This window comes from Pseudomonas abyssi (assembly GCF_003444685.1).
GTDB classification, from domain to species: Bacteria; Pseudomonadota; Gammaproteobacteria; order Pseudomonadales; family Pseudomonadaceae; genus Halopseudomonas; species Halopseudomonas abyssi.
Map to the genome: position 1 here is coordinate 201179 of NZ_LMAZ01000003.1, position 22653 is coordinate 223831.

Annotated in this window: 20 protein-coding genes; 2 read left to right on the plus strand and 18 right to left on the minus strand. The window is 62.1% G+C overall.

All coding sequences use genetic code 11. The annotated features are described in order from the left end of the window. Positions 1 to 143: 143 nt before the first annotated feature. The gene (gene ppc / locus ASB58_RS11550; protein WP_118130900.1) at positions 144 to 2783 is read right to left on the minus strand and encodes a phosphoenolpyruvate carboxylase; all 2640 of its coding nucleotides are present in this window, start codon (positions 2781 to 2783) and stop codon (positions 144 to 146) included. A gap of 142 nt (positions 2784 to 2925) precedes the next feature. Here ppc and ASB58_RS11555 point away from each other — a divergent pair, with 142 nt between their 5' ends. Next, positions 2926 to 3270: a pilin assembly protein gene (locus tag ASB58_RS11555; RefSeq protein ID WP_096003044.1), complete on the plus strand. Its 345-nt coding sequence runs from the start codon at positions 2926 to 2928 to the stop codon at positions 3268 to 3270. Between the two features lie 31 nt (positions 3271 to 3301). On the opposite strand, the gene mazG is transcribed toward ASB58_RS11555, so the two are convergent. Genes mazG through cysM form a run of 4 tightly spaced genes read right to left on the minus strand, consistent with a single transcriptional unit; the run spans position 3302 to position 8634 of the window. Then, a complete protein-coding gene (mazG, locus tag ASB58_RS11560; RefSeq protein ID WP_118130902.1) occupies positions 3302 to 4120 on the minus strand; it encodes a nucleoside triphosphate pyrophosphohydrolase in 819 nt (272 codons plus the stop codon). Then, on the minus strand, positions 4117 to 6366 hold the full coding sequence (relA, locus tag ASB58_RS11565) for a GTP diphosphokinase (RefSeq protein WP_096003045.1): 2250 nt from the start codon (positions 6364 to 6366) through the stop codon (positions 4117 to 4119). Before relA ends, mazG begins: the two co-directional genes overlap by 4 nt. 25 nt (positions 6367 to 6391) lie before the next feature. Next, the gene (rlmD, locus tag ASB58_RS11570) at positions 6392 to 7735 is read right to left on the minus strand and encodes a 23S rRNA (uracil(1939)-C(5))-methyltransferase RlmD (RefSeq protein ID WP_118130904.1); all 1344 of its coding nucleotides are present in this window, start codon (positions 7733 to 7735) and stop codon (positions 6392 to 6394) included. Then, positions 7732 to 8634 (minus strand): cysteine synthase CysM, encoded by a 903-nt coding sequence (gene cysM, locus ASB58_RS11575; protein WP_118130906.1) that lies wholly within the window; start codon positions 8632 to 8634, stop codon positions 7732 to 7734. The genes rlmD and cysM overlap by 4 nt, the downstream gene beginning before the upstream one ends. 164 nt (positions 8635 to 8798) lie before the next feature. Here cysM and ASB58_RS11580 point away from each other — a divergent pair, with 164 nt between their 5' ends. Continuing rightward, positions 8799 to 11585, plus strand: a complete 2787-nt coding sequence (locus tag ASB58_RS11580) for a response regulator (protein WP_118130908.1) — start codon at positions 8799 to 8801, stop codon at positions 11583 to 11585. Here the strand turns inward: ASB58_RS11580 and acpS are convergent. The 13 genes from acpS to rpoE all read right to left on the minus strand — a co-directional run bounded on the left by acpS (position 11574) and on the right by rpoE (position 22453). Next, on the minus strand, positions 11574 to 11954 hold the full coding sequence (gene acpS, locus ASB58_RS11585) for a holo-ACP synthase (RefSeq protein WP_118130910.1): 381 nt from the start codon (positions 11952 to 11954) through the stop codon (positions 11574 to 11576). The genes ASB58_RS11580 and acpS overlap by 12 nt on opposite strands. After that, positions 11951 to 12691: a pyridoxine 5'-phosphate synthase gene (pdxJ, locus tag ASB58_RS11590; RefSeq protein ID WP_118130912.1), complete on the minus strand. Its 741-nt coding sequence runs from the start codon at positions 12689 to 12691 to the stop codon at positions 11951 to 11953. Before pdxJ ends, acpS begins: the two co-directional genes overlap by 4 nt. Positions 12692 to 12740: 49 nt before the next feature. Beyond that, positions 12741 to 13448, minus strand: coding sequence for a DNA repair protein RecO (recO, locus tag ASB58_RS11595; RefSeq protein ID WP_118130914.1), 708 nt, complete (start codon positions 13446 to 13448; stop codon positions 12741 to 12743). 5 nt (positions 13449 to 13453) lie between these two features. Next, positions 13454 to 14356, minus strand: a complete 903-nt coding sequence (gene era / locus ASB58_RS11600; RefSeq protein WP_096003052.1) for a GTPase Era — start codon at positions 14354 to 14356, stop codon at positions 13454 to 13456. After that, positions 14349 to 15038 (minus strand): ribonuclease III, encoded by a 690-nt coding sequence (rnc, locus tag ASB58_RS11605; protein ID WP_096003053.1) that lies wholly within the window; start codon positions 15036 to 15038, stop codon positions 14349 to 14351. The genes era and rnc overlap by 8 nt, the downstream gene beginning before the upstream one ends. Then, complete coding sequence (locus tag ASB58_RS11610; protein ID WP_096003054.1) at positions 15035 to 15412, minus strand: DUF4845 domain-containing protein; 378 nt, start codon at positions 15410 to 15412, stop codon at positions 15035 to 15037. The genes rnc and ASB58_RS11610 overlap by 4 nt, the downstream gene beginning before the upstream one ends. Positions 15413 to 15458: 46 nt before the next feature. After that, positions 15459 to 16337 (minus strand): signal peptidase I, encoded by an 879-nt coding sequence (lepB, locus tag ASB58_RS11615; protein WP_096003339.1) that lies wholly within the window; start codon positions 16335 to 16337, stop codon positions 15459 to 15461. Positions 16338 to 16358: 21 nt separating this feature from the next. Then, entirely contained in the window at positions 16359 to 18158 is a 1800-nt protein-coding gene (gene lepA / locus ASB58_RS11620) for a translation elongation factor 4 (RefSeq protein WP_118131144.1), read from the minus strand. 158 nt (positions 18159 to 18316) lie between these two features. Beyond that, positions 18317 to 19735 (minus strand): DegQ family serine endoprotease, encoded by a 1419-nt coding sequence (locus ASB58_RS11625; protein ID WP_096003055.1) that lies wholly within the window; start codon positions 19733 to 19735, stop codon positions 18317 to 18319. Positions 19736 to 19775: 40 nt separating this feature from the next. After that, complete coding sequence (locus tag ASB58_RS11630; RefSeq protein ID WP_118130916.1) at positions 19776 to 20237, minus strand: SoxR reducing system RseC family protein; 462 nt, start codon at positions 20235 to 20237, stop codon at positions 19776 to 19778. Next, positions 20234 to 21148 carry a MucB/RseB family sigma factor regulatory protein gene (locus ASB58_RS11635; protein WP_118130920.1) on the minus strand — a complete coding sequence of 305 codons (915 nt, stop codon included), beginning with the start codon at positions 21146 to 21148 and terminating at the stop codon, positions 20234 to 20236. Before ASB58_RS11635 ends, ASB58_RS11630 begins: the two co-directional genes overlap by 4 nt. Before the next feature lie 41 nt (positions 21149 to 21189). After that, on the minus strand, positions 21190 to 21822 hold the full coding sequence (locus ASB58_RS11640) for a sigma-E factor negative regulatory protein (protein ID WP_118130922.1): 633 nt from the start codon (positions 21820 to 21822) through the stop codon (positions 21190 to 21192). A 55-nt stretch (positions 21823 to 21877) separates the two neighbouring features. Beyond that, positions 21878 to 22453, minus strand: coding sequence for an RNA polymerase sigma factor RpoE (gene rpoE, locus ASB58_RS11645; RefSeq protein WP_083727312.1), 576 nt, complete (start codon positions 22451 to 22453; stop codon positions 21878 to 21880). Positions 22454 to 22653 lie beyond the last annotated feature (200 nt).

A 22653-nucleotide genomic window follows, 5' to 3' on the forward strand; every position in this document is an offset into this window, starting at 1 on the left:
GCCAGCGCGAATGCGGTAAATACGGTGCGTCCAGAGCGTGCTGGTTCGCAAAGGGCGTTCAACATACACGCCCACGCGGCCATGCACAAGACGGACCATTGTCGCAGGCAAACGCGCCCGCAGGATACTTGACGACCGACCGGTCAGCCGGTGTTGCGCATGCCTGCCGCGATACCGGCCATGGTCACCATCAGCGCCCGCTCCAGATCAGGATCGACACGCTCGCCCTGGGCACGGGTACGCTTCATAAGCTCGGCCTGCAGCACATGCAGCGGGTCGGTGTAGGGGTTGCGCACCGCCACCGACTCGCCCAGCGCCGGGTTGTGCGCCAGCAGTGCATCGCTGTCACGCAGCTGCAGCACCACCGCGGTGGCCTGCGCCAGCGCCGTGCGCAAACGTTCACCCAGCGGCCACAGGTCCGGACTGGCCAGGCGTTGCTCATAGAAGCGCGCGATATCCACATCGGCCTTGGACAGCACCATCTCCAGCATCTCCACACGCGCCAGGAAAAACGGCCAGGCCTCCATCATCTGCGTGAGCTGAGCCTGCTTGCCGGCGTCCAGCGCTTCACGTAGCGCCTGTCCGGCACCCAGCCAGGCCGGCAGCATCAGGCGCGTCTGAGTCCAGGCAAAGATCCAGGGGATAGCACGCAGACTCTCGATGCCGCCCTGACTGCGGCGCTTGGCCGGCCGGCTGCCCAACGGCAGGCGACCCAGCTCCTGCTCGGGTGTCGCCTGACGGAAATACTCGACAAACTGCGGCTCGCCGCGCACCACGCCCCGGTAGACTTCAACCGAGCGATCAGCCAACTGCTGCATCAGCTCACGCCAGGCCGGCTCGGGTGCCGGTGGCGGCAGCAGGCTGGCCTCCATGACGGCGCTGGTATAGAGCAGCATGCTCTGCACGGCGATCCCGGGCAGGCCAAACTTGAAGCGGATCATCTCGCCCTGTTCGGTGACCCGCAGTTGACCGCGTACCGAACCCGGTGGCTGCGAGAGAATGGCCATGTGAGCAGGTGCACCACCGCGACCCACGGTGCCGCCGCGACCGTGAAACAGCCGCAGATGCACACCGTGGCGCTGACACACACCCACCAACGCTTCCTGGGCACGGTACTGCGCCCAGCCTGCCGCGAGCGTGCCGGCGTCCTTGGCCGAGTCGGAATAGCCGATCATGACCTCCTGTTCATCCCCCGCCAGCGCGCGGTACTGCTCCAGCGACAGCAGGCGATCAATCGCGTCGGCAGCATGATCAAGGTCACTCAGGGTCTCGAACAACGGCGCCACCCGCATCGGCCAGCGGACGCCGGTTTCCTTGAGCAACAGCTTGACCGCCAGCACATCCGATGGGTGCGAGGCCATGGAAATAACATAGGAGCCGAGCAGTTCCTCTGGCTGGCTGGCCACGACCCGGCAGGTCGCCAGCACTTCTGCGACATCGGCCGATGGCTGCCATTCCGGCGGCAGCAGCGGGCGCCGGCTGTGCAACTCCTCCAGCAGAAAGCGGCAACGGGCCTCTTCATCCCACTCGGCATAGTTGCCTAACTGCAGGTATTCGGTCAGCTCGCTGAGTACCTGCGCGTGACGCGCCGCATCCTGCCGGATATCCAGGCGTACCAGCCCCAGACCAAAGGCGTTGACCCGACGCAGGGTGTCGAGCAAGGGACCGTTGGCGATGCGCTTGAGGCCAAAGGCAAGCAGCGACTGATAACACAGCTCCAACGGACCGCGCAGATCGTCGAGCTGGCGCAGCACCTCGGCGGGCATGGCCACATCAGCCGTCAGCGACTGCTCTGCCCAGTCGCGGGTCGCCTGCAGTCGGGTACGCAGTTGCTTGAGCACGGCCCGGTAGGGCTCATCGACGTTACCGGCTGCGGCCAGCAGCTCATCGCTGGCCGCATGCATGGACAGCTGGTTGCCCAGCGCCTCGATATCGCGCAAGTACAGATCAGCCGCCATCCAGCGCCCCAGCAGCAGTACCTCGCGGGTGACGGGCGCGGTGACGTTGGGGTTGCCATCGCGGTCGCCGCCCATCCAGGAGGCAATGCGCACTGGCGCGGCACGCACATCCAGGTGCTGGCCGGTGGCGCCGTGCACATCGGCATCCAGGCGACGCAGGAACTGCGGCAGTGCCTGCCACAGCGAGTGTTCGATGACCGCAAAGCCCCACTTGGCCTCATCGACCGGCGTGGGTCGGCTGCGCCGGATCTCATCGGTATGCCAGGCCTCGCTGATCAGACGCGCCAGATCCTGACGCACCTCTTCACGCTCGGTAGCCGTCAGGTCGTCATGGTCGCCACGCGCCAGCGCATCAGCGATGGCGTCGTACTTCTGGATCAGCGTACGGCGGGTGACTTCGGTCGGGTGGGCGGTCAGCACCAGCTCGATATCCAGCCCGTTGACCTGCTGGACGATGGCGTCAGTACTGAAATTCTCCGCCTTCAGGCGCTGCAGCAGCTCGTTGACACAGCGCAATTCAAAGGCCTGCGGCTCATCGGCCCGGCGCCGGCGGATACGGTGATGCTGCTCGGCAATATTGGCCAGGTTGAGAAACTGGTTAAAGGCCCGACACACCGGCAACAACTGGCTGTCAGGCAAATCCTGCAGGGCGCCCAGCAGCGCGTCATTGGCTGCCTGGTCGGCCTTGCGGCCCTTTTTGGCACCCAGACGAATACGCTCGATGCGTTGCAGAAAGTCGTCCCCCAGGTGGGCCTGAATGGTCTGCCCCAGCAGCGTACCGAGGTTATGGACGTCTTCACGCAAACGGGCATCAATATCGGTCATGACTCTGTCTCCAGGCAAACGGGACGCCCAGCATGCGATGCAACCTTGCCGCTGACAAGGGGTCTCAAGACCTGTACACCCCCGCAAATGGTCTATGCTGGGGGTGTCGCCACAAGCGACAACACGCAATAAAGGGGGAACCATGAAGATCCGTGAACTCACCCAAGCCTGGGAAAAGAACGCCAAGGGCCGCGTGACCCGCAACAGCTATGCGGTCCATCTCACGCTGGAAGATGCGGCGCGCCTGGAAGCGCTGCACGAGATGTACCCCAAACGTCAGGTTGAAGACCTGATCACCGACCTGCTGGGCGCAGCGCTTGAAGAACTGGAAGCCAGTCTGCCCTACCGGGCGGGAAAGGAAGTGATAGCCATCGATGAGATGGGCGACCCTCAGTACAAGGACGAGGGGCCGACGCCACGCTATCTGGAACTGAGCCGCAAGCATCTGCAGGAGCTGATCGAGCGCCAGCAGGAAACCCAGCACTGAGTGAGTGCAACAGGGCGCGGTAGACCGCGCCCTAAAGACCTTGCTGCTTGGCCCTGTCCCACAGGGCGTCGAGCTCAGCCAGGTCGCGCCCGGCCACGGTCGCGCCCTGCTCTCTGAGCTGCTCTTCGATAAACCGAAAACGCCGCTCAAATTTGGCATTGCCCTGACGCAAGGCGTTCTCGGCATCGACACCAAGGTGCCGGGCAAGATTGACCACGCAGAACAGCAGGTCGCCCATCTCCTCGGCGACGGCGGCGTTGTCACCCGCCGCCAGTGCCTCGCGCACTTCATCCAATTCTTCGCTGATCTTGTCAACCACCGGCGCCGCCTCGGGCCAGTCGAAACCGGCCGATGCAGCGCGCTTTTGCAGCTTCTGCGCACGGCTCAGTGCCGGCAGTGCGGTGGGCACGTCGTCCAATAGCGACAGCTGTTCGGGACGCGCCGCTTTCGCTGCCCGCTCCTCCGCCTTGATCTGCTCCCAACGGCGCTTGACCTGCTCTGGCGCCAGGGCCTGGCTGCCCGGCGGCGTACGCAGATTGCCGTCGGGAAACACGTGCGGGTGGCGACGTACCAGCTTGCGGGTGATGCCATCCACCACCTCGGCCCAGCCAAAACGGCTTTCCTCGCCCGCCAGCTGGGCGTAGTAGACGACCTGAAAGAGCAAATCGCCCAGCTCGCCACGCAGCTGCTCGAAATCTCCCTGCTCGATGGCGTCTGCCACCTCATAGGCCTCTTCCAGCGTGTGCGGCACGATACTGGCGTAATTCTGTTGCAGATCCCAGGGACAGCCATGCTGCGGATCACGCAGACGCTGCATCAGATACAGCAGGTCGTCCAACTGGTAACTCATGCGCGGTTTTCCTGGCGATTGCGTCGCGCTTCGATGACGTTCGGCAGTTGGCTGATACGCGTCAGCAGGCGGCTGAGCATGCCGAGATTGGGAATTTCAATGGTCAGCAGCATCGCCGCGTAGTTATCGTCCTTGTTCGTCCGCGTACTGACCTCCAGTACGTTGATCTTCTCATTGGCCAGCAGCAGCGAGACGTCACGCAGCAGACCAGAGCGATCATAGGCCTTGATGTAGATTTCCACCGGATAGGTCTGCACCGGCGCGCCGCCCCAGCTGACTTCGATCAGACGTTCCGAGTCGCGATCTTGCAGCTGCATGGCATTGGCGCAGTCGGCGCGATGCACGGTCACGCCACGGCCCAGCGTGATGTAGCCGATGATGGGATCGCCCGGCACTGGCTGACAACAACCAGCCAGTTGGGTCATCAGGTTGCCGACCCCCTGAATATAGACATCGCCGCGGCGGCCGACATTGCGGCTGGGCTTTTTGGGAATCAGCTCCAGCTGTTCGCTGTGACGATCCGGCTCGACCAGTTGTTGCGCCACATTGACCACATGGGCCAGGCGCATGTCACCAGCCCCAACGGCAACAAAAAGATCCTCCTGGCTCTTGAGCCCGAGGCGATCAATCAGTTGCGCATAATCGGCGCCGTTCAGTGCCATGCGGGTCAGCTCGCGTTCGACCATCAGCTTGCCCGCTTGCGCGTTCTGCTCGCGGGCCTGCTCCTTGAACCAATGCTGTACCTTGGCGCGCGCGCGCGAGGTGTTCAGATAGCCGAGATTGGGGTTGAGCCAATCGCGGCTTGGGCCGCTTTGCTTGCCGGTGATGATCTCCACCTGCTCGCCGGTCTGCAGCACGTAATTCAGCGGCACGATACGCCCGTTGACCTTGGCGCCGCGGCAATTGTGGCCAATTTCGGTGTGCACCCGATAGGCGAAGTCCAGCGGCGTTGCCCCCTTGGCCATGTCCAGCACGTGGCCATCGGGCGTAAACAGGTAGATGCGGTCCGGTTCAAAGTCGACCCGCAGCTGCTCAGCCAAGCCGCCGATGTCGCCCATCTCCTCGTGCCATTCCAGCACCTGACGCAGCCAGGCGATCTTGTCTTCATAGGCGTTGGAGTTGCTGTCGAGATCGGTGCCCTTGTAGCGCCAGTGGGCGCAGACGCCCAGCTCAGCCTCCTCGTGCATGCCCTGGGTACGGATCTGCACCTCCAGCACCTTGCCCTCGGGACCGATCACCGCAGTATGCAGCGAGCGGTAGCCGTTCTCCTTCGGATTGGCGACATAATCGTCAAACTCGTTGGGAATATGCCGCCACAGGCTATGAACAACACCCAGCGCGGTGTAGCAGTCACGGACCTGAGGTACCAGAATACGCACCGCGCGCACGTCATAGACCTGACTGAAATCGATGCCCTTGCGCTGCATCTTGCGCCAGATGGAATAGATGTGTTTTGCCCGGCCGGTGATATCGGCATGAATCGACGCCTCTTCCAGCGACTCGCGCAGCTGGGCCATCACAGCATCGATGTACTGCTGGCGGTCGAGCCGACGCTCGTCCAGCAGTTTGGCAATCTGTTTGTATTGTGTGGGCTCGAGATAGCGGAACGAGAGGTCTTCCAGCTCCCATTTGATATGCCCGATACCCAGGCGGTGCGCCAGCGGCGCGTAGATGTCGAATACTTCGCGGGCGACGCGGTAGCGCTTTTCTTCCGGCGCATCCTTGACCGCCCGGATGGCGCAGGTGCGCTCGGCCAGCTTGATCAGTGCCACACGAACATCATCGACCAGCGTCACCAGCATCTTGCGCAGGTTCTCCACCTGCGCCTGCGGACTAAAGCTCGCCGTATTGCCCGGGTTCTGCGACACGCTGATGGCCGCCATGCGCTGCACACCATCCACCAAGTGGGCAACGGTCGGCCCAAAGCGGTGTTCCACTTCGGTCAGGTCGGTCTTGCGCTCGCGCACCGCGCGGTAGACCACGGCAGCGACCAGTGAGTCCTGGTCCAGTTTGAGGTCAGCCAGAATCTCGGCCATTTCCAGGCCAGTGCGGTAACTGCTCGCACCGTCCGCCCAGATGTTCTCCGCTTCGATGGCGGCCTGCTCCAGCTCTTGGGCCCACTCGCATGCTTCATGCAGCGTCTGGGGATCGACAAGCTGCGTGCGCTCCCCGATACGTTCGATCCAGGCGTCGATATTGACGCTGCCATCCTGATTGGTCGGGTGTGCTGCTCTGACCTGTACCATCTTCTTGTCCTCGCCCGGCGGCGATCTATTGCCTCCGGAACAGTGCCATGGCCTCGACATGGGCGGTCTGGGGGAACATGTCCATGATGCCCGCCCGAACCAGGGTGTAGCCCTTGCCTGCCAGAATGCCTGCATCGCGCGCCAGCGTGGCCGGATTGCAGGAAATGTAAAGTATCCGCTCGACCGCCAGGGCGGCCAGATCAACTACCATTTGCTCGGCGCCGTCACGCGGCGGATCAAGCAACGCTGCCGTGTACTGCGGTGACCCCGGCGGCACTTCAAGGGGCTTCGACAAGTCGGCAGCGAAAAAGTGCACCTCATCAAGGCCGTTTTTCCGGGCATTGTCTGCCGCCCGGCCCACCATTTCCACACTACCTTCGATACCCGTCACCTTAGCCCCGGCACGCGCCAACGCCAGGGCAAAGTTGCCGACACCGCAGAACAGATCCAGCACCGCCTCCCCAGGTTCCGGCACCAACCAGTCCAGCGCCTGATTGACCATCGCCTGGTTGATCTGCGGATTGACCTGGGTAAAGTCCCCGGGCGCAAACCCCAGCATCAACTGCTGGTCGACCAGACGATAGGCCGGTTCAAGCGCACCACTCACGGGCACAGCGCCCGACTCGTCACCCTGCAGCCACAAGCCCAGCCCATGCTCAACAGCAAAGGCCAGCAGGCATTCGCGATCTGCCTCGCCCAAGGGACGCAGGTGGCGCAGTACCAGCGCCGGGTGTTCGGCCCCAATCAATTCGACGTGCCCCAGCGCATCGGCGCCGTTCAAACTGCGCAACAGCGCCGGCAGACGGATCAGCACGCGCTCCAGCTCAGGCACCAGGACGGGGCATTGCTCGACATTGACCAGCTCACTGCTGGCACGTTGACGAAAGCCGACAGCCAGCTGCCGGCACCCGCGATCCCAGCGCAGCGCAACCCGCGTACGCTGGCGGTAGCCATAGGCAGGCCCTTCCAGCGCCGGCGCCCACTCCTGTGGTTCAACCTGAGCGAAGTGCTGCAATTGCTGCGCCAAGGCCTGCTGTTTGATCTCCAGCTGCTGTTCGCGCGCCATATGCTGCAGGCTGCAACCACCGCACAAATCGGCGTGTACACAGCGCAGCGGCTGGCGCCGCTCACTGGCTTGCTGCAGGCTTTCCAGCCGCGTCTCGATCAGCTTGCTGCGCGCCCGCAATACCCGCGCCTGCACCTGCTCACCGGGCAGCCCGCCTTCGACAAACACCGTGCGCCCGCGCCAACGGCCAATGCCTCGGCCGTCGTGGGTCAGGCGCTCGAGTTGCAGTTCGATGCGCTGGCCGATCGCCGCCGGGGCATCCGCTGCCGGCGCCGCGCGCGGACGTCCACGCCCGCGCTTCATGCCGGGCCGTCGTAAACGCCGGTGGACAGATAACGGTCGCCGCGATCACAGATGATGGCAACAATGACCGCGTTTTCCACCTCGGCACTCAGACGCAGCGCCGCAGCCACCGCGCCACCGGAAGACACACCGCAGAAGATGCCTTCTTCGCGGGCCAGCCGGCGCATGGTGACCTCGGCTTCCTGTTGCCCCATATCGATCACCAGATCAACCCGGGTTTCATCAAAGATGGTGGGCAGGTACTCCTTGGGCCAACGGCGGATACCGGGAATCGCCGCCCCTTCGATCGGTTGCAGACCGACAATCTGGATAGCCGGATTCTGTTCCTTGAGGTAACGGGAGGTGCCCATAATGGTGCCGGTGGTGCCCATCGAGCTGACGAAGTGCGTCACCGTCCCCTGGGTATCGCGCCAGATCTCGGGGCCGGTGCCACGATAATGCGCCTCGGGGTTGTCCTGATTGCCGAACTGGTCCAGCACCTTGCCCTGGCCCTCGGCCTGCATGCGCAAAGCCAGGTCGCGTGCACCTTCCATACCCTGGGCCTGGGTCACTTCAATCAGCTGCGCGCCATAGGCGGTCATCGCCGCCTTGCGCTCGGCGCTCATGTTGTCCGGCATGATCAGCACCATGCGGTAGCCTTTGATAGCCGCCGCCATGGCCAGCGCGATACCGGTATTGCCGGAGGTCGCCTCGATCAGTGTATCGCCGGGCTGGATATCGCCACGGGCCTCGGCCCGCTCGATCATCGACAGCGCCGGGCGGTCCTTCACCGATCCGGCCGGGTTATTGCCTTCCAGCTTGACCAGAATGGTGTTGCTGGTCTGGCCCGGCAGGCGCTGCAGCCTGACTAGCGGGGTGTTGCCGATGCAATCGGCGATGGTGGGATAATGCTGCGTCATGGAGTCACCGTAGCGGCCTTGACCGTCGCCAGGAGGGTCGGCAAGGCTGTGCTTTTTGCTCAAGCCGCCTATGATACCGACAACAACCTAATTTGGCCCACCCAAGTGCGTATTTCGCGCCGCCCCTGAATGCACGGCTGACGAGGAAACGGGAACACATCTCCATGAACGACATTGGCATCAAGGCCCGACTCCTGCTGATGACCCTGATCCCGGCCGGGATACTGGCCGCCGCAGTGGGCGTCTACTTCAGCTGGCAACACCTGGGTGATCTGCAAAAGCAATTGCTCGAGCGCGGGCAGCTCACCGCCGAGCACCTGCAACGCCCCGCTACCGAGGCCCTGCTGGCCGGGCAACCACAGCGCATGCGCACCACCCTGGCCAACACTCTCAATTACCAGGACGTGCGCGCGGTCACCTTGTATGACGCCGACAATCAGCCCCTGGAGCACAGCGGCCCGCAGATGCTCGCTGCCAATCGCGCGCTGCCGGAAAGCCCGCTGGCCGCCGGCACCGGCCTGCAAGTGCGCACCGGCGAGCGCAGCACCCGCTTTATACTGCCGCTGCAGGCGAGCCCCGAGCTACTCAGCGCGGCCGAGCGCAGTGACCTGGAAGCCGATGCCCTGATCGGCTGGCTGGAAGTGGAGCTGAGCCACGGCAACACCCAGCTGCGCAGCTACCAGACACTGCTGACCACGCTGGTCCTGATTCTGCTCGGCTTGCTGATCACCGGCCTGATGGTCAGTACCATGGGGCGCCATATCATCGACCCGATTGTCGAGATCAACCAGGCCATTGCCCGCATCAGCAAGGGCCAGCTGGACGTGCGCCTGCCCCGTCAGGGTGCCCGCGAGCTGGACGACCTGGCGGAGGGCGTCAACACCATGACCCAGGCGTTGCAAAGCGCCCAGGGCGAGCTGCAGCAAAACGTCGAGCAAGCTACTGAAGACCTGCGCCAGACGCTGGAGACCATTGAGGTACAGAACATCGAGCTGGACATGGCGCGCAAGGCAGCCCAGGAGGCCAGCCGCATCAAGTCCGAGTTTCTGGCCAACATGAGTCATGAGCTGCGCACGCCGCTCAACGGCATCCTCGGCTTCAGCAACCTGCTGCAGCGCACCGAAATGACCCCGCGCCAGATCGAATACCTGGACACCATCAGCAAGTCGGCCAAAAGCCTGCAAGACATCATCAACGAGATACTCGACTTTTCGAAGATCGAGGCCGGCAAGCTGGTATTGGACAATCTGCCGTTCAACCTGCGCGATCTGGTCGAGGAAACCCTGACCATGCTGGCACCGGCGGCGCATCAGAAACAGGTGGAACTGGTCAGCCTGATCTACCGCGACGTGCCACTCGGGCTGAGTGGCGATGCGCTGCGCCTCAAGCAGGTGTTATCCAACCTGCTGAGCAATGCCATCAAATTCACCCACGACGGCTCGGTGTGCCTGCGGGTCATGCTGGAGGAGGACAACGACAGCAGCGCGGTGCTGCGCATCAGCGTAACGGACACCGGCGTAGGCCTGACCGAGGCGCAGCAAAAGTCCCTGTTCCGAGCCTTCAGCCAGGTCGACAACTCTCCAACCCGCCAGGCCGGCGGCACTGGCCTTGGCCTGGTCATCACCAAACGCCTGGTCGAGCAGATGCATGGTGAGATTCACTTGCACAGCACCCCCGGCTCCGGCTCCGAGTTCTGGTTTACTGCCAGCCTGAACAAGTCCAGCCAAGCCGACGACGACCTGCCCAACCGCCCGTTCGAAGGCTTGTACGCCGGCGTATTTGAACCTAACCCGCTGAGCCGCCAGGCCTTGCTGCACGCGCTGGAAGACCTGGGCCTGCAAACGCGTATCTTCAGCACCCTGAGCAGCCTCGACGAAGCCGTGCTCGAGGGCGGACCCAGCGCGCCCCAACTCGCCCTGGTCAGCAGCGAAAGCCCAGAGCATCGCCTGACCGACAGCCTGCAGTACGTGCAGCGCTGGGCCGGGCATGGCTGCGCCAGCATCCTGCTGGTCAACGCGGTCGCGCAGCCGCCGCAGCTGGATCAGTTGCCCGAAGGCCGTTGCGCGGTGCTCTCGCGCCCACTGTGCATGCGCAAACTGTTCCGTGCCACCGGCCAACTGCTGCAACCCAGGCCCAGCGCTCTGCCCGACCTGCCAGCCGCCGACGCGGAACAGGAGCGGCGCGCCAACCCGGACAGCGTCACCATTCTCTGTGTCGACGACAATCCCGCCAACCTCAAGCTGGTTGAAACCTTTCTACAGGAAATGGGCACCCGGGTTCGCGCGGTCGACAGCGGTGAAGCGGCCCTGGAGGTACTGGCCGAGCAACGCTTCGATCTGATTTTCATGGATGTCCAGATGCCCGGCATGGACGGGCGACAGACTACCGAAGAGATTCGTCTGCAGGAGGAGCTGAGCGAGCAGCCGGCCACCCCCATTGTTGCGCTCACCGCCCACGCCCTGGCCGAGGAGCGGCGCAAGTTGCTCAAGTGCGGCATGAACGACTACCTGAGCAAACCCATCAGTCCTGAACAGCTGCGCGAGAGTATCCGCAAGTGGACCGGACAGGATCTCGGTACAGAGCCTGTCGCGGCGCCGACCAGCCCCCCGCCCGCGGCCCCGCCCAGCAACCCGGTGCTCGACCATGAAGAAGGCTTGCGTCTGGCCGCCGGTAAAGCCGACTTGGCCCAGGACATGCTGGATATGCTGCTGCAGAACCTGCCCAACGATCGGCAGGCGATTGAAGAAAGCCTGAAAGCGGGGGACCAGCAAAGACTGTTGGAAAGTGTGCACCGGCTGCATGGCGCCACGCGCTATTGCGGCGTACCTGAATTGCGCCGGCGCTGCCTGCAGGCAGAAACCCGGCTCAAACAGAATGCCCCGGCGGATACAGAGATTCAGCAGCTGTTTGCCGCCATGGAGCGGCTGCAGGAGAGCCTCTCAGTCCAGTGACCAGACGGCGAACGCGAGCGCCTGCTCGCGCTCGTCGCTCAATGACAACAACATGCGTCCACCACCACCTGCGGCCAGCTTGTCGGCGGCCACACCGCTGAGCACGACCTGCGGGGCGCCCAGCTCGTCACGATCAATCTGCATATGCTGCCATGACAGGCCGCCAGCCAACCCGGTGCCAAGCGCCTTGAGAATCGCCTCCTTGGCGGCAAAGCGCTTGGCCAGATAACGAGCAGGCTGGCCGTGGGCGGCAAAACGCTCAAACTCGTCAGCGGTCAGAATCCGCCTGGCAAAGCGCTCACCCTGGCGCGTCAGCACCGCTTCAATCCGGCTGACCAGCACCAGGTCGGTGCCGATACCTCGAATCATTGGCGCGCCGATTCCAAAATCAGCTGGCGCATGTCACGCACCGCGCCAGCCAGACCGGAAAACAGGGCACGCGCAATGATCGCGTGGCCGATGTTCAGCTCGTTGATGCCGGGGATAGCGGCAATATCCTGCACGTTATGGTAGTGCAAACCATGCCCGGCATTCACCACCAAACCCAGCTTGCGCGCATAATTGACCGACTCGCGGATGCGCGACAGCGCCTTCTGCTGCTCAGCGCCCTCGGTGTCGGCATAGTGCCCGGTGTGCAGCTCAATGACCGGCGCACCAAGACGCTTAGCGGCCTCGATCTGGCGTGGATCCGGGTCGATAAACAGCGACACTTCGCACCCTGCGGCAGCCAGGCGCTCAATGGCCGAGTGCACCCGCGCCTCGTTACCGCAAACGTCCAGGCCGCCTTCGGTGGTCAGCTCCTCGCGGCGCTCCGGCACCAGGCACACATGCGCCGGGCGGATCTCTTCGGCAAAGGCGACCATCTCGTCGGTCACCGCCATTTCAAAGTTCATGCGAGTCTGCAGTACCTGAGACAGCAGACGCACATCGCGCTCCTGAATATGGCGGCGATCTTCGCGCAGGTGCACGGTAATGCCATCGGCACCGGCCTGCTCGGCTTCAATGGCGGCCTGCACCGGATCGGGATAACGCGTGCCGCGCGCCTGGCGCAAGGTCGCCACGTGGTCGATATTGACACCCAACAGCACCCGGTCTGACTGACTCATGCACGATTCTCCCATTGGTAGCGACGGCGCCCTGGCGCCGTAAAAAGATTCAGGATTGGCCGGCGCTTCGCGCCGCCGCAAACAGCTGCCGACTGACCAGCGGCTTGCCCCCCAGATGCACCGCCAGGGCCTGACGCATCAGGCGTTTAGCGGTCGGCAGCGCGTCGGGCTGCTGCCAATCGGCGCTCGCCATAGCCAGCAGCCCCGCCCCAGGCAAGGCACCATTATTGCCCGCCGGTACAGAGTACAGCCCCTGCTCGGCACTCCAGGCGTAGCAGCCGTGAGCCAGCAACGGCTGCTGCCAAGCGTCCTCTGTCAAGCTGAAACCGTACCCCAGCAACTGCAGCAGCTGCCATTCAAAGCTGCGCAAGATCGGCTCGACGCTGTCGAGTGGCGCAGCCAATTGCTCCAGCGCGTGTTGGTAGGCGGCAAACAGCAACGTCTGCGCATCACCCGGCGAGAGCAGACGCACCAGCAATTCGTTAAGGTAGAGACCACTGAACAGCGCATCGCTCTGCAACCGGGCGTGCCCCCCGGCCACCTCGGCCTGCTGCAGGGTCTTCAGCTCGCCCCGCCCGTACCAGCTTGCCAACAGCGGTACAAAGGGCTGCGGGCGCGTGCCTCGGCCCTTGCCGCGTGCACCGCGCCAGACCACCCGCTGCAGCCCGTCACGCAGGCTGAGCAGGTCTACCAGGGCACTGGTGTCACGGTAAGGCCGACTGTGCAACACATAGGCGGGCTGCAGCGGTTCAGACATCGGCGTCAGTCGTCGAAGCGATAGCCCAGCGAGCCCAGCGCGCGCTCATCATCAGACCAGCCGCGACGCACCTTGACCCACAGGTTGAGCATGATCTTGCTGCCGAACAGCTTCTGCATGTCCAGCCGGGCTTCCTGGCCGATCTTCTTCAGTCGCTCACCACCATCGCCAATGATGATTTTTTTCTGACCATCGCGCTCAACCAGGATCAGCGCATGAATATGCAGAATGCGCCCTTCCTGCTTGAACTGCTCGATCTCGACCGCGACCTGATAGGGAATCTCGGCGCCCAGCTGACGCATGACCTTTTCGCGCACCAGCTCGGCAGCCAAAAAGCGCGAGCTTTTGTCGGTCAGCTGGTCTTCCGGATAAAAGTGCTCGCTTTCCGGCAGACGCTCGGCAATCAGCGACTCCAGGCGATCGATATTGCGCCCCTGTAGCGCGGACACCGGAACGACCTCGGCCTCAGGCAACTGCTTGGTCAGCCATTCCAGGTGCGGCAACAGCTCGTTCTTGTCTTCCATCCGATCAAGCTTGTTAACCACGATCAGCACCGGGCAGGTCAGATACTGGATGCGCTCCAGTACCATCTGATCCTCGTCGGTCCAGCGCAGACGATCGACCACAAACAGCACAACGTCGACATCGCGCAGTGCCTGGCTGGCACTCTTGTTCATGAAGCGATTGAGCGCTTTCTCGTTTTCCTTGTGCAGGCCGGGTGTATCGACGTAGATCGCTTGCACCTCGCCCTCAGTCTTGATGCCGAGCAACGTGTGTCGGGTTGTCTGCGGCTTGCGCGAGGTAATAGCCAGCTTCTGGCCGAGAATATGGTTCAGCAAGGTCGACTTGCCGACATTCGGGCGGCCAACGATCGCAACGTAGCCGCAACGGGAAATAGCATCAGTCATCGGCTCGCTCCACGCCCAGGGCAACCAGCGCATGCTGCGCTGCCTGCTGTTCCGCCAGACGACGACTGCTGCCGACGCCGTAGGTCGGCTCGGCCAGCAGGGCAATCTGACAATTTACCTTGAAAGTACGACAATGTGCCTCGCCACTACTCTCGATCACTTCATAGCGCGGCAGGTCGGCCTGACGCGACTGCAGAAACTCCTGCAGCCGGGTTTTCGGGTCCTTGTTGTTGTCGACCAGCGTCAGGTCGGCAATGTGGCCGGTAAGCCAGTGCAGGATGCGCTCGCGCACCACCTCCAGCCCGCTGTCCAGGTAGATGGCGCCGATGATCGCTTCCGTGGCGTCAGCCAGAATCGACTCACGGCGAAAGCCGCCACTCTTCAACTCGCCGGACCCCAGGCGCAGGTATTCACCCAGCTCAAACCCCTTGGCAAGCTCGGCCAATGTCACGCCCTTGACCAGGCGGGCACGCAGGCGCGACAGCTGCCCTTCGCGGGCTTGGGGAAAGTGTTGGAAAAGCATTTCGGCGGCGACGAAATTGAGAATCGAGTCACCCAGAAACTCCAGGCGCTCATTGTTGCGCCCACCCAGACTGCGGTGGGTCAAGGCCAGCAGCAACAGCTCCTGGTCCTTGAAGGTATAGCCAATCTTGCGTTCGAGTCGGTCTAGCTTATTGCTCACTTGAGAGGTCTGACAATAAAGGTTTCGTCAAAGTGCACCAGCAGGTCCACCGTGTTGAGGAGTGGCGCGCGCACTTCGTACTTGAGCACCACAGTGTAGGCATTCTGGCCACTCTGGGTCGTGGTGACGGCATCCTTGGCCTTGATGTCACGGATACCATTGAGTCGCATGCCCTTCTCAATGTACATGTTCAGGTCACGCAGTGAACCGACCTTCACGTTCGGGTCTTCATTGACCGTGGTGATGATGTTGCGCAGCGAGTAGTGGTCCATGTAGATGGGTACCAGTTTCATCGCAATGACCATGCCGAATACCAGCAGGGCGATAACCGCAAGCCAGCCGAAGAAGGAAGCCCCTTTTTGGGAGTGGCGCATAATAACCTCGTAGTCCGTTGTTGATGTTATGTACTGCCTGCCACCCTCAGTGAATCAGGGCGACGCTCGAGAAGCTTGGCAAATTGCTCAGCTTCGGCTCCGGCCAGTGCATCCACACTGCGAAGGCCTTGCCTACAATATAGTTGTCCGGAACCATTCCCCACAACTCTTGCGGCATCTCGGCTGAATGCCAGAAACGGCTGTCGTTCGAGTTATCGCGATTGTCTCCCATCATGAAGTAGTAGCCCTGCGGCACCACCCACTCTTTCGGCTTGGGTGTCTGCGACAATTGCTTCTGCCTGATCAGATGCGTCACCTCACCCAACTGCTCGCGATAGATTGCCGCGTTAGCCAGGGTTTGCAGGGGATGACCGGCGGGCACTTCATCGTCGGGCACAATCTCGACCAGTTCATGCTCGACCTTCTGGCCGTTCACATACAGCTGCTTTCCAGCATAGCGGATGTGGTCGCCGGGCAAGCCGACAACGCGCTTGATGTAGTTGATCGAGGGGTTGTTCGGGTAGCGAAAGACCATGACGTCGCCGCGCTGCGGGTCACCGATCGGGATCACCTTGGTGTCGATCACCGGCAGGCGAATACCGTATGCAAACTTGTTGACCAGAATGAAATCACCCACCTCCAGGGTGGGCTTCATGGAACCGGACGGAATCTGAAAGGGCTCGACCAGAAAGGAGCGCAGCACCAGCACAACGGCCAATACCGGAAAGAACGACTTGCCGTACTCGACCAGCAACGGCTCCTTCTCAAGCCGCTCGATGGTCTGCGGGTCCGCCACGTCAACCTGGGCTTCGTAGCTGGCAACAGCCTTGCGACGACGCGGCGCCAGCACCACGCGGTCCAGCAACGCCAGAAAACCGCTGACTGCAACAGCAATCACCAGCACCAGCGGAAAGTTGAGATGCATCATCGTCCGAGCTTACCGTCCCTAATTGTCGACCTTGAGCACCGCGAGGAATGCATCCTGCGGTATTTCTACGCTACCCACCTGCTTCATGCGCTTCTTACCGGCCTTCTGCTTCTCAAGCAGCTTTTTCTTCCGGCTGGCGTCGCCACCATAACACTTGGCCAGTACGTTCTTGCGCAGCGCCTTCACCGTAGAGCGCGCCACAATCTGCCCGCCAATGGCGGCCTGAATAGCGACATCGAACATCTGCCGGGGAATCAGGTCCTTCATCTTCTCGACCAGCTGACGTCCCTTGTACGCGGCATTGTCACGGTGCACGATCAGTGCCAGCGCGTCGACCTTCTCGCCGTTGATCAGGATATCCAGGCGCACCAGCTTGGCAGCCTGGAAGCGATCGAAACTGTAATCCAGAGAAGCATAACCGCGGCTGACCGACTTTAACCGGTCGAAGAAGTCGAGTACCACCTCGTTCATCGGCAGATCATAGGTAACCTGAACCTGAGTGCCGAGAAAAACCATGTCATGCTGAACGCCGCGCTTTTCGATGCAGAGCGTAATAACGCTACCCAGATGGTCCTGCGGCACCAGAATGTTGGCGCGAACAATCGGCTCGCGCATCTCTTCAATGACCGAAGGGTCGGGCAGCAGCGAGGGGTTGTCGACGTAGATGACGTCGCCGCCCTTCTTGACCACCTCAAACACGACCGTGGGCGCGGTGGTGATCAGATCCAGGTCGTATTCGCGCTCCAGGCGCTCCTGGATGATCTCCATGTGCAGCATGCCGAGGAAGCCGATGCGGAAACCGAAGCCCAGTGCCTCTGAGCTCTCCGGCTCAAACTGCAGCGCCGCATCGTTGAGAGTCAGCTTCTGCAGTGCCTCGCGGAAATCCTCAAAGTCATCGGAGCTGACCGGAAACAGGCCGGCATACACCTGCGGCTTGACCTTCTGGAAGCCAGGCAGCGGCGCTACGTCCGGGGTAGCGGACAAGGTCAGGGTATCGCCCACCGGCGCACCGTGAATATCCTTGATACCCGCAATGATAAAGCCCACCTCGCCCGCCTTCAGATCGGCGGTCTCGGTGTGCTTGGGGCTGAATACGCCCACGCTGTCGACTTGATGGAACTTGCCGGTCGATTTGACCAGCACCTTGTCGCCCTTCTTGATGCGGCCATGCTTGACGCGCACCAGCGATACCACACCGAGATAGTTGTCAAACCAAGAATCGATGATCAGAGCCTGTAGCGGCGCTTCGATTTCGCCTTCAGGCGCGGGAATGGTCTTGATCAGCGCCTCCAGTACGTCCTCAACACCAATACCGCTCTTGGCCGAACAGGCGACTGCGTCAGTTGCATCGATACCGATGACGCTCTCGATCTCGCCCTTGACCCGCTCGGGCTCAGCCTGCGGCAGATCGATCTTGTTGAGAACCGGCATGACCTCCAGGCCCTGTTCGATCGCTGTGTAGCAGTTGGCTACCGATTGCGCCTCGACACCCTGAGCGGCATCCACCACCAGCAGTGCGCCTTCGCAGGCGGCCAGCGAGCGGCTGACTTCGTAGTGAAAGTCAACGTGGCCGGGCGTGTCGATAAAGTTGAGCTGATAGGTTTTGCCATCTTTGGCGGTGTAATACAGCGTGACGCTATGCGCCTTGATGGTAATACCGCGCTCACGCTCAAGATCCATCGAATCCAGCACCTGAGCTTCCATCTCACGTTCGCTCAGCGCACCACACAGCTGAATAAAGCGGTCAGCCAGTGTCGACTTGCCGTGGTCGATATGGGCGATGATGGAAAAGTTGCGAATCAGGCTCAGGTCACTCACGGCGCGGATCATCCAGACAGGGTTGCCAGACATGGCGATGACGGGGAAGAGTCCCCAAAACAGCCGGCGAGTTTACCTGATTAGCGGCGATGTCGCTATCGCCGCCGGGGCCGGTCATCGGGAGCGTGCTACCACCGATAACCGACCCACAGAGCGGATCACTCCGCCAGACGGAAGGTAATATAGCTGGCGCGACCCTGGCGAATCACGCGCATCGAGATGGAACGATTGTCCGGCAGCTCGCCAGCAATCTGGGTGAAAGTCTCAACCGAATCCACCGACTGGTTATCCAGGTTGGTGATGATGTCGCCCGGACGCAGACCCACCATGGCGCCCGGCCCGCGCATGACTTCGCGCACCACTACACCGGAGTGAATATCCAGGTTCTTCTTTTGCTCGTCACTGAGCTCGACGACCGTCACACCCAGGCGGTTAGAGGACGTCGCCTGGGCCGGGGCATCGCTGGCCAGCGCCGCCACGTTGTCGTCATCCGGCAGTGCACCCACTTCCATGCGCAAGGTCTTGCGCTCCTTGTCACGCATGACCACCAGCGATGCCTCCGCGCCCGGACGGACACGGCCAACCGCGTGAGGCAGATCGGAAGAGCGCACCACCTCGTGACCGTTGAACTCCAGAATCACATCACCCACCTTCAGGCCACCCTTGTCTGCCGGGCCACCCGGCATGATCTGGGCAACCAGCGCCCCGGCGGGCTTGGGTAGATCAAACGACTCAGCCAGATCCTTGTTGACCTCCTGAATCACCACACCCAGCCAGCCACGCTGTACGCTGCCGCTGTCCTTGATTTGCTCGACCACATCCATCGCCACATCCATAGGAATGGCAAACGACAGGCCCATAAACCCACCCGAGCGGGTAAAGATCTGCGAGTTGATACCAACAACCTCGCCATCCAGGTTGAACAGCGGACCACCGGAGTTGCCCGGATTGATCGCCACGTCGGTCTGAATGAACGGCACGTAGTTCTCGTTCGGCAGGCTGCGACCCTTGGCACTGACGATACCCGCTGTTACCGAATAGTCGAAACCGAAGGGCGAGCCAATCGCCAATACCCACTCCCCCGGCTTGAGATCAGCCGACTTGCCGATCTTCACTACCGGCAGGTCATCGCCGGCATCGATCTTCAGCAGCGCCAGATCAGAGCGCGGATCAGCCCCAACCAGCTCTGCCTGGAGTTCGCGTCGGTCAGACAGGCGGACAAAGATTTCGTCGGCATCGGCAACCACATGATTGTTGGTCAACACATAGCCGTCATGGGAGATAATAAAGCCGGAACCGAGGGATTGCGGCGCCTCGCGCTCACGCTGCGAAGGGCCTTGCGGAAAACTGCGCTCGAAAAACTCGCGAAACAGTGGCGGCATACTGTCGAGGTCAGGCATGCCCTGCACTACATTCTGGCTGGCCGCCTTCTGGCGCGTACTGATGTTAACGATGGCCGGCGAGGCTTCCTCGACCAGCTCGGTGAAGTCCGGCAAGTCGGTCGCCAGTGCCAGCGACTGCCACCCCATCACCAGAATACTTGTGGCCACCAGGGCCCAACGTCTCAACGACATCATACGCCGCACTCTCCTCACTTGTTTCTAGCAACAACCCACATCACAACTGTGTCAGCGGCACCCCGGTGAACCCGGCAGCACCCAGGACCTGGGGCGTCAGTAGCGGATCATGACTGGCCCGCACGGCGCGCCAGCGAAGCAGAACAAAACCAAACGCCAGCCCAGCAAGCGCCGCCAGAATGACCTGTGGCTCACCGGCACCCAGCGCCTGTGCCGACAGCGCGGCAACAAACAGGGCAAACAGCGGCATCAGGTACACCCACAAGGCACCGCGCACCAGCGCGTCCTCGGGCACACCGATGATCACCTCGTCCCCAACCTGCCATTGCCGGTCAGTCAGGGCCCGAACAAAACCACGGGCAGCGCCGCTACCCAGCCGCTGCAGCAATCCCTGGCCGCAACCTGCCTTGGCAGCGCAATTGCCGCAGGTACTGCTACGCACGGTTTCTACCCAGACAGCACCGGGCTCGACACTCAGCACCCGACCACGCTCTTCAATCACGGCGCGGCCTCAGCAGCCACGGCGGCGTGCGGAAAGGAGGCAGCAATGCGCTCGGCCGTCGCCGGCGGAATTTCGCCTACGATGGTCGCCAGATAGTCCTGCCCTTGGACCTGAAGACGACGACTGATCGCCACGGTCGGTCCAAGCTGCGCAGCCAGGTTGTCGGCCAGTCGCTCTTCGCTCAGGGGTTCGACAAACACGGTAAAGCGTGCCAGCCCATCACTGTAGACCTGGGTCATGACCGGGGGCTCACCAGCGGAAAGCGCGCGGACCATGGACTCGCCGGCACTGTAGCCTGGCGGCAACCAGCCGGGCAGCCAGCCAGAATCATCTACCAGCTTCTCGGGCTGTGCCGCTTCCAGCGACAGGCAACGTGAGCCAGCTTCCAGCGCCGCGTCACTCAGCTCGGAGAAATCCAAGTCAACAAACTGGAAGCGCTCCAGCAAGACATTGCGCTCGTTGATCAGCAGGGATTTAAGCAACAAGCCGGTATCCTCATCCAGATACAGCTCATAGGCATAGCGGAAAGGGTCTCTCGGCTTGAGCGCCACAACCGTTGCGGGACGATCTGCGACACGCGTGCCGCCAAGCACTTCGAAGGCGTACCACCGCTCCAGGCGGGCGGGATCGATTTCCTGGGGGGCGGTTGCCTGCCAGTCCGACACGGTTGCGAAGGAGGTTGCACACTGCAGCCGGCCATCACGCCGCACCCACTCCTGAGGATCGCCGTCAGCCCTGAGCAGTCGCTCGGAGACACCGTCCTCATCTGCGCGATGCCAGATGTGATGAGTGCTAAAACTGCCGGAGCGCTCGTAAACGAACGCTCCGCTGTAACTCTGTTGGTCCACTGCATCGGCCATGCCGCGCAGCCATTGTCCCGCATCCTTCGCCTGCGCCAGCGGTGCTGTCATCAGCACCGCGGCAGAGGCAAGGCAAAGCGACCTCTTCACCACTAGCGACCTTCCATGCTCGCCGCGCGGGCATAGGGCACCAGCTGGGGTGTGTTGGACTGGGCACCTGCCTCTGCATGCTCGCGCAGATAACGACTGATACGCTGCTCATGCCAGGCCGACGGGGCTTGGGCCGGAGCCAGTGGCTCGGCAGCTGTCTCTGCAGCACCGTTTTGCGAATAACCCGCCAGCACGGCGCCGGTACGAGCAGCCGGGTTCGCCTGCAGCATGGACGGTGCCGGAGTGTTTGCGGCGGTCATCGGCTGCGTCGGCGCGTCCCCCTGATTGACCATGCGCACGCCTACCAGAACAGCCAGCGTGACCGATGCGGCCACAGCCATCCGGCCGAAGTTACGCCACAACACAGACCCTTGGGCAGTAGCGGGCGTCGCCTGCTCGGACTCCATCTGCAGTGCCGGCTCGTCCTGCAGCGCGGCGGCAATGCCGGCCGACAGGTCGATCGAGCCCTGCCAGGGCTCCTTATGCATCACCGAGCGTGCCATCTGGTAGCGCGCCCAGGTACTACGCAGTGCCGGATCCTGATCAGCTGCCTGGAGAACACGGCGCACTTCCAGTTCATCAGCCTCGTTGTCCATGAGAGCGGAAAGAGACTCCTGCAAGACTTCGTTTCTCATTGCTTTACCTCTGCTGTTGGCCCATGGGGCTCACTGCGTTGCACCCTGTTGCCGATCACGCTTCGAGCAGCGGTTTCAGGGCTTTATCTATTGCCTCACGAGCCCGGAAGATCCGGGAGCGGACCGTCCCGACCGGACAGTCCATCACGTTGGCAATGTCTTCGTAGCTCAACCCTTCAAACTCACGCAGGGTTAAAGCCGTTCTTAAATCATCAGGCAACTGTTCGAGGGTTTTGTTCACTACCTGCTCGATTTCGTCGCGCAACATCTCGCGTTCAGGGGAGTGAATATCCTTGAGGATGCTGTCACCCTCGTAATACTCAGCCTCATCAGCGGCGATGTCCGAGTCCGGCGGCCGGCGATTGCGGGCCACCAGATAATTTTTCGCGGTATTGATCGCGATGCGGTACAGCCATGTATAGAACGCACTGTCACCGCGGAAGTTAGCCAGCGCGCGGTACGCCTTGATGAAAGCCTCTTGGGCCACATCCTGCGCTTCGTGGCTGTCATGCACGAAGCGCGTCACCAGCGCGAGGATCTTGTGCTGGTACTTGAGTACCAACAGATCAAAGGCGCGCTTGTCCCCTTTTTGAACACGTTCAACCAGTTGCTGGTCGCTCTGCCCTGTCATGGCGATTTCACTCTGCAGGGTCCGCGACCGGACTTGTTATCGTAGACACAGGATGTAACCAAAAGTTCTCCCCTCACTCAGGTACAGCAATAGGAACGTCGCTGTCGGCAAAAAGTTCCCCCATGAGTGCACATTGCCAGCATCCTGCCAGCACGCGGGGCTCGGCGCACTCACCCATGGGTGGCAGTATTGTGCGGCAG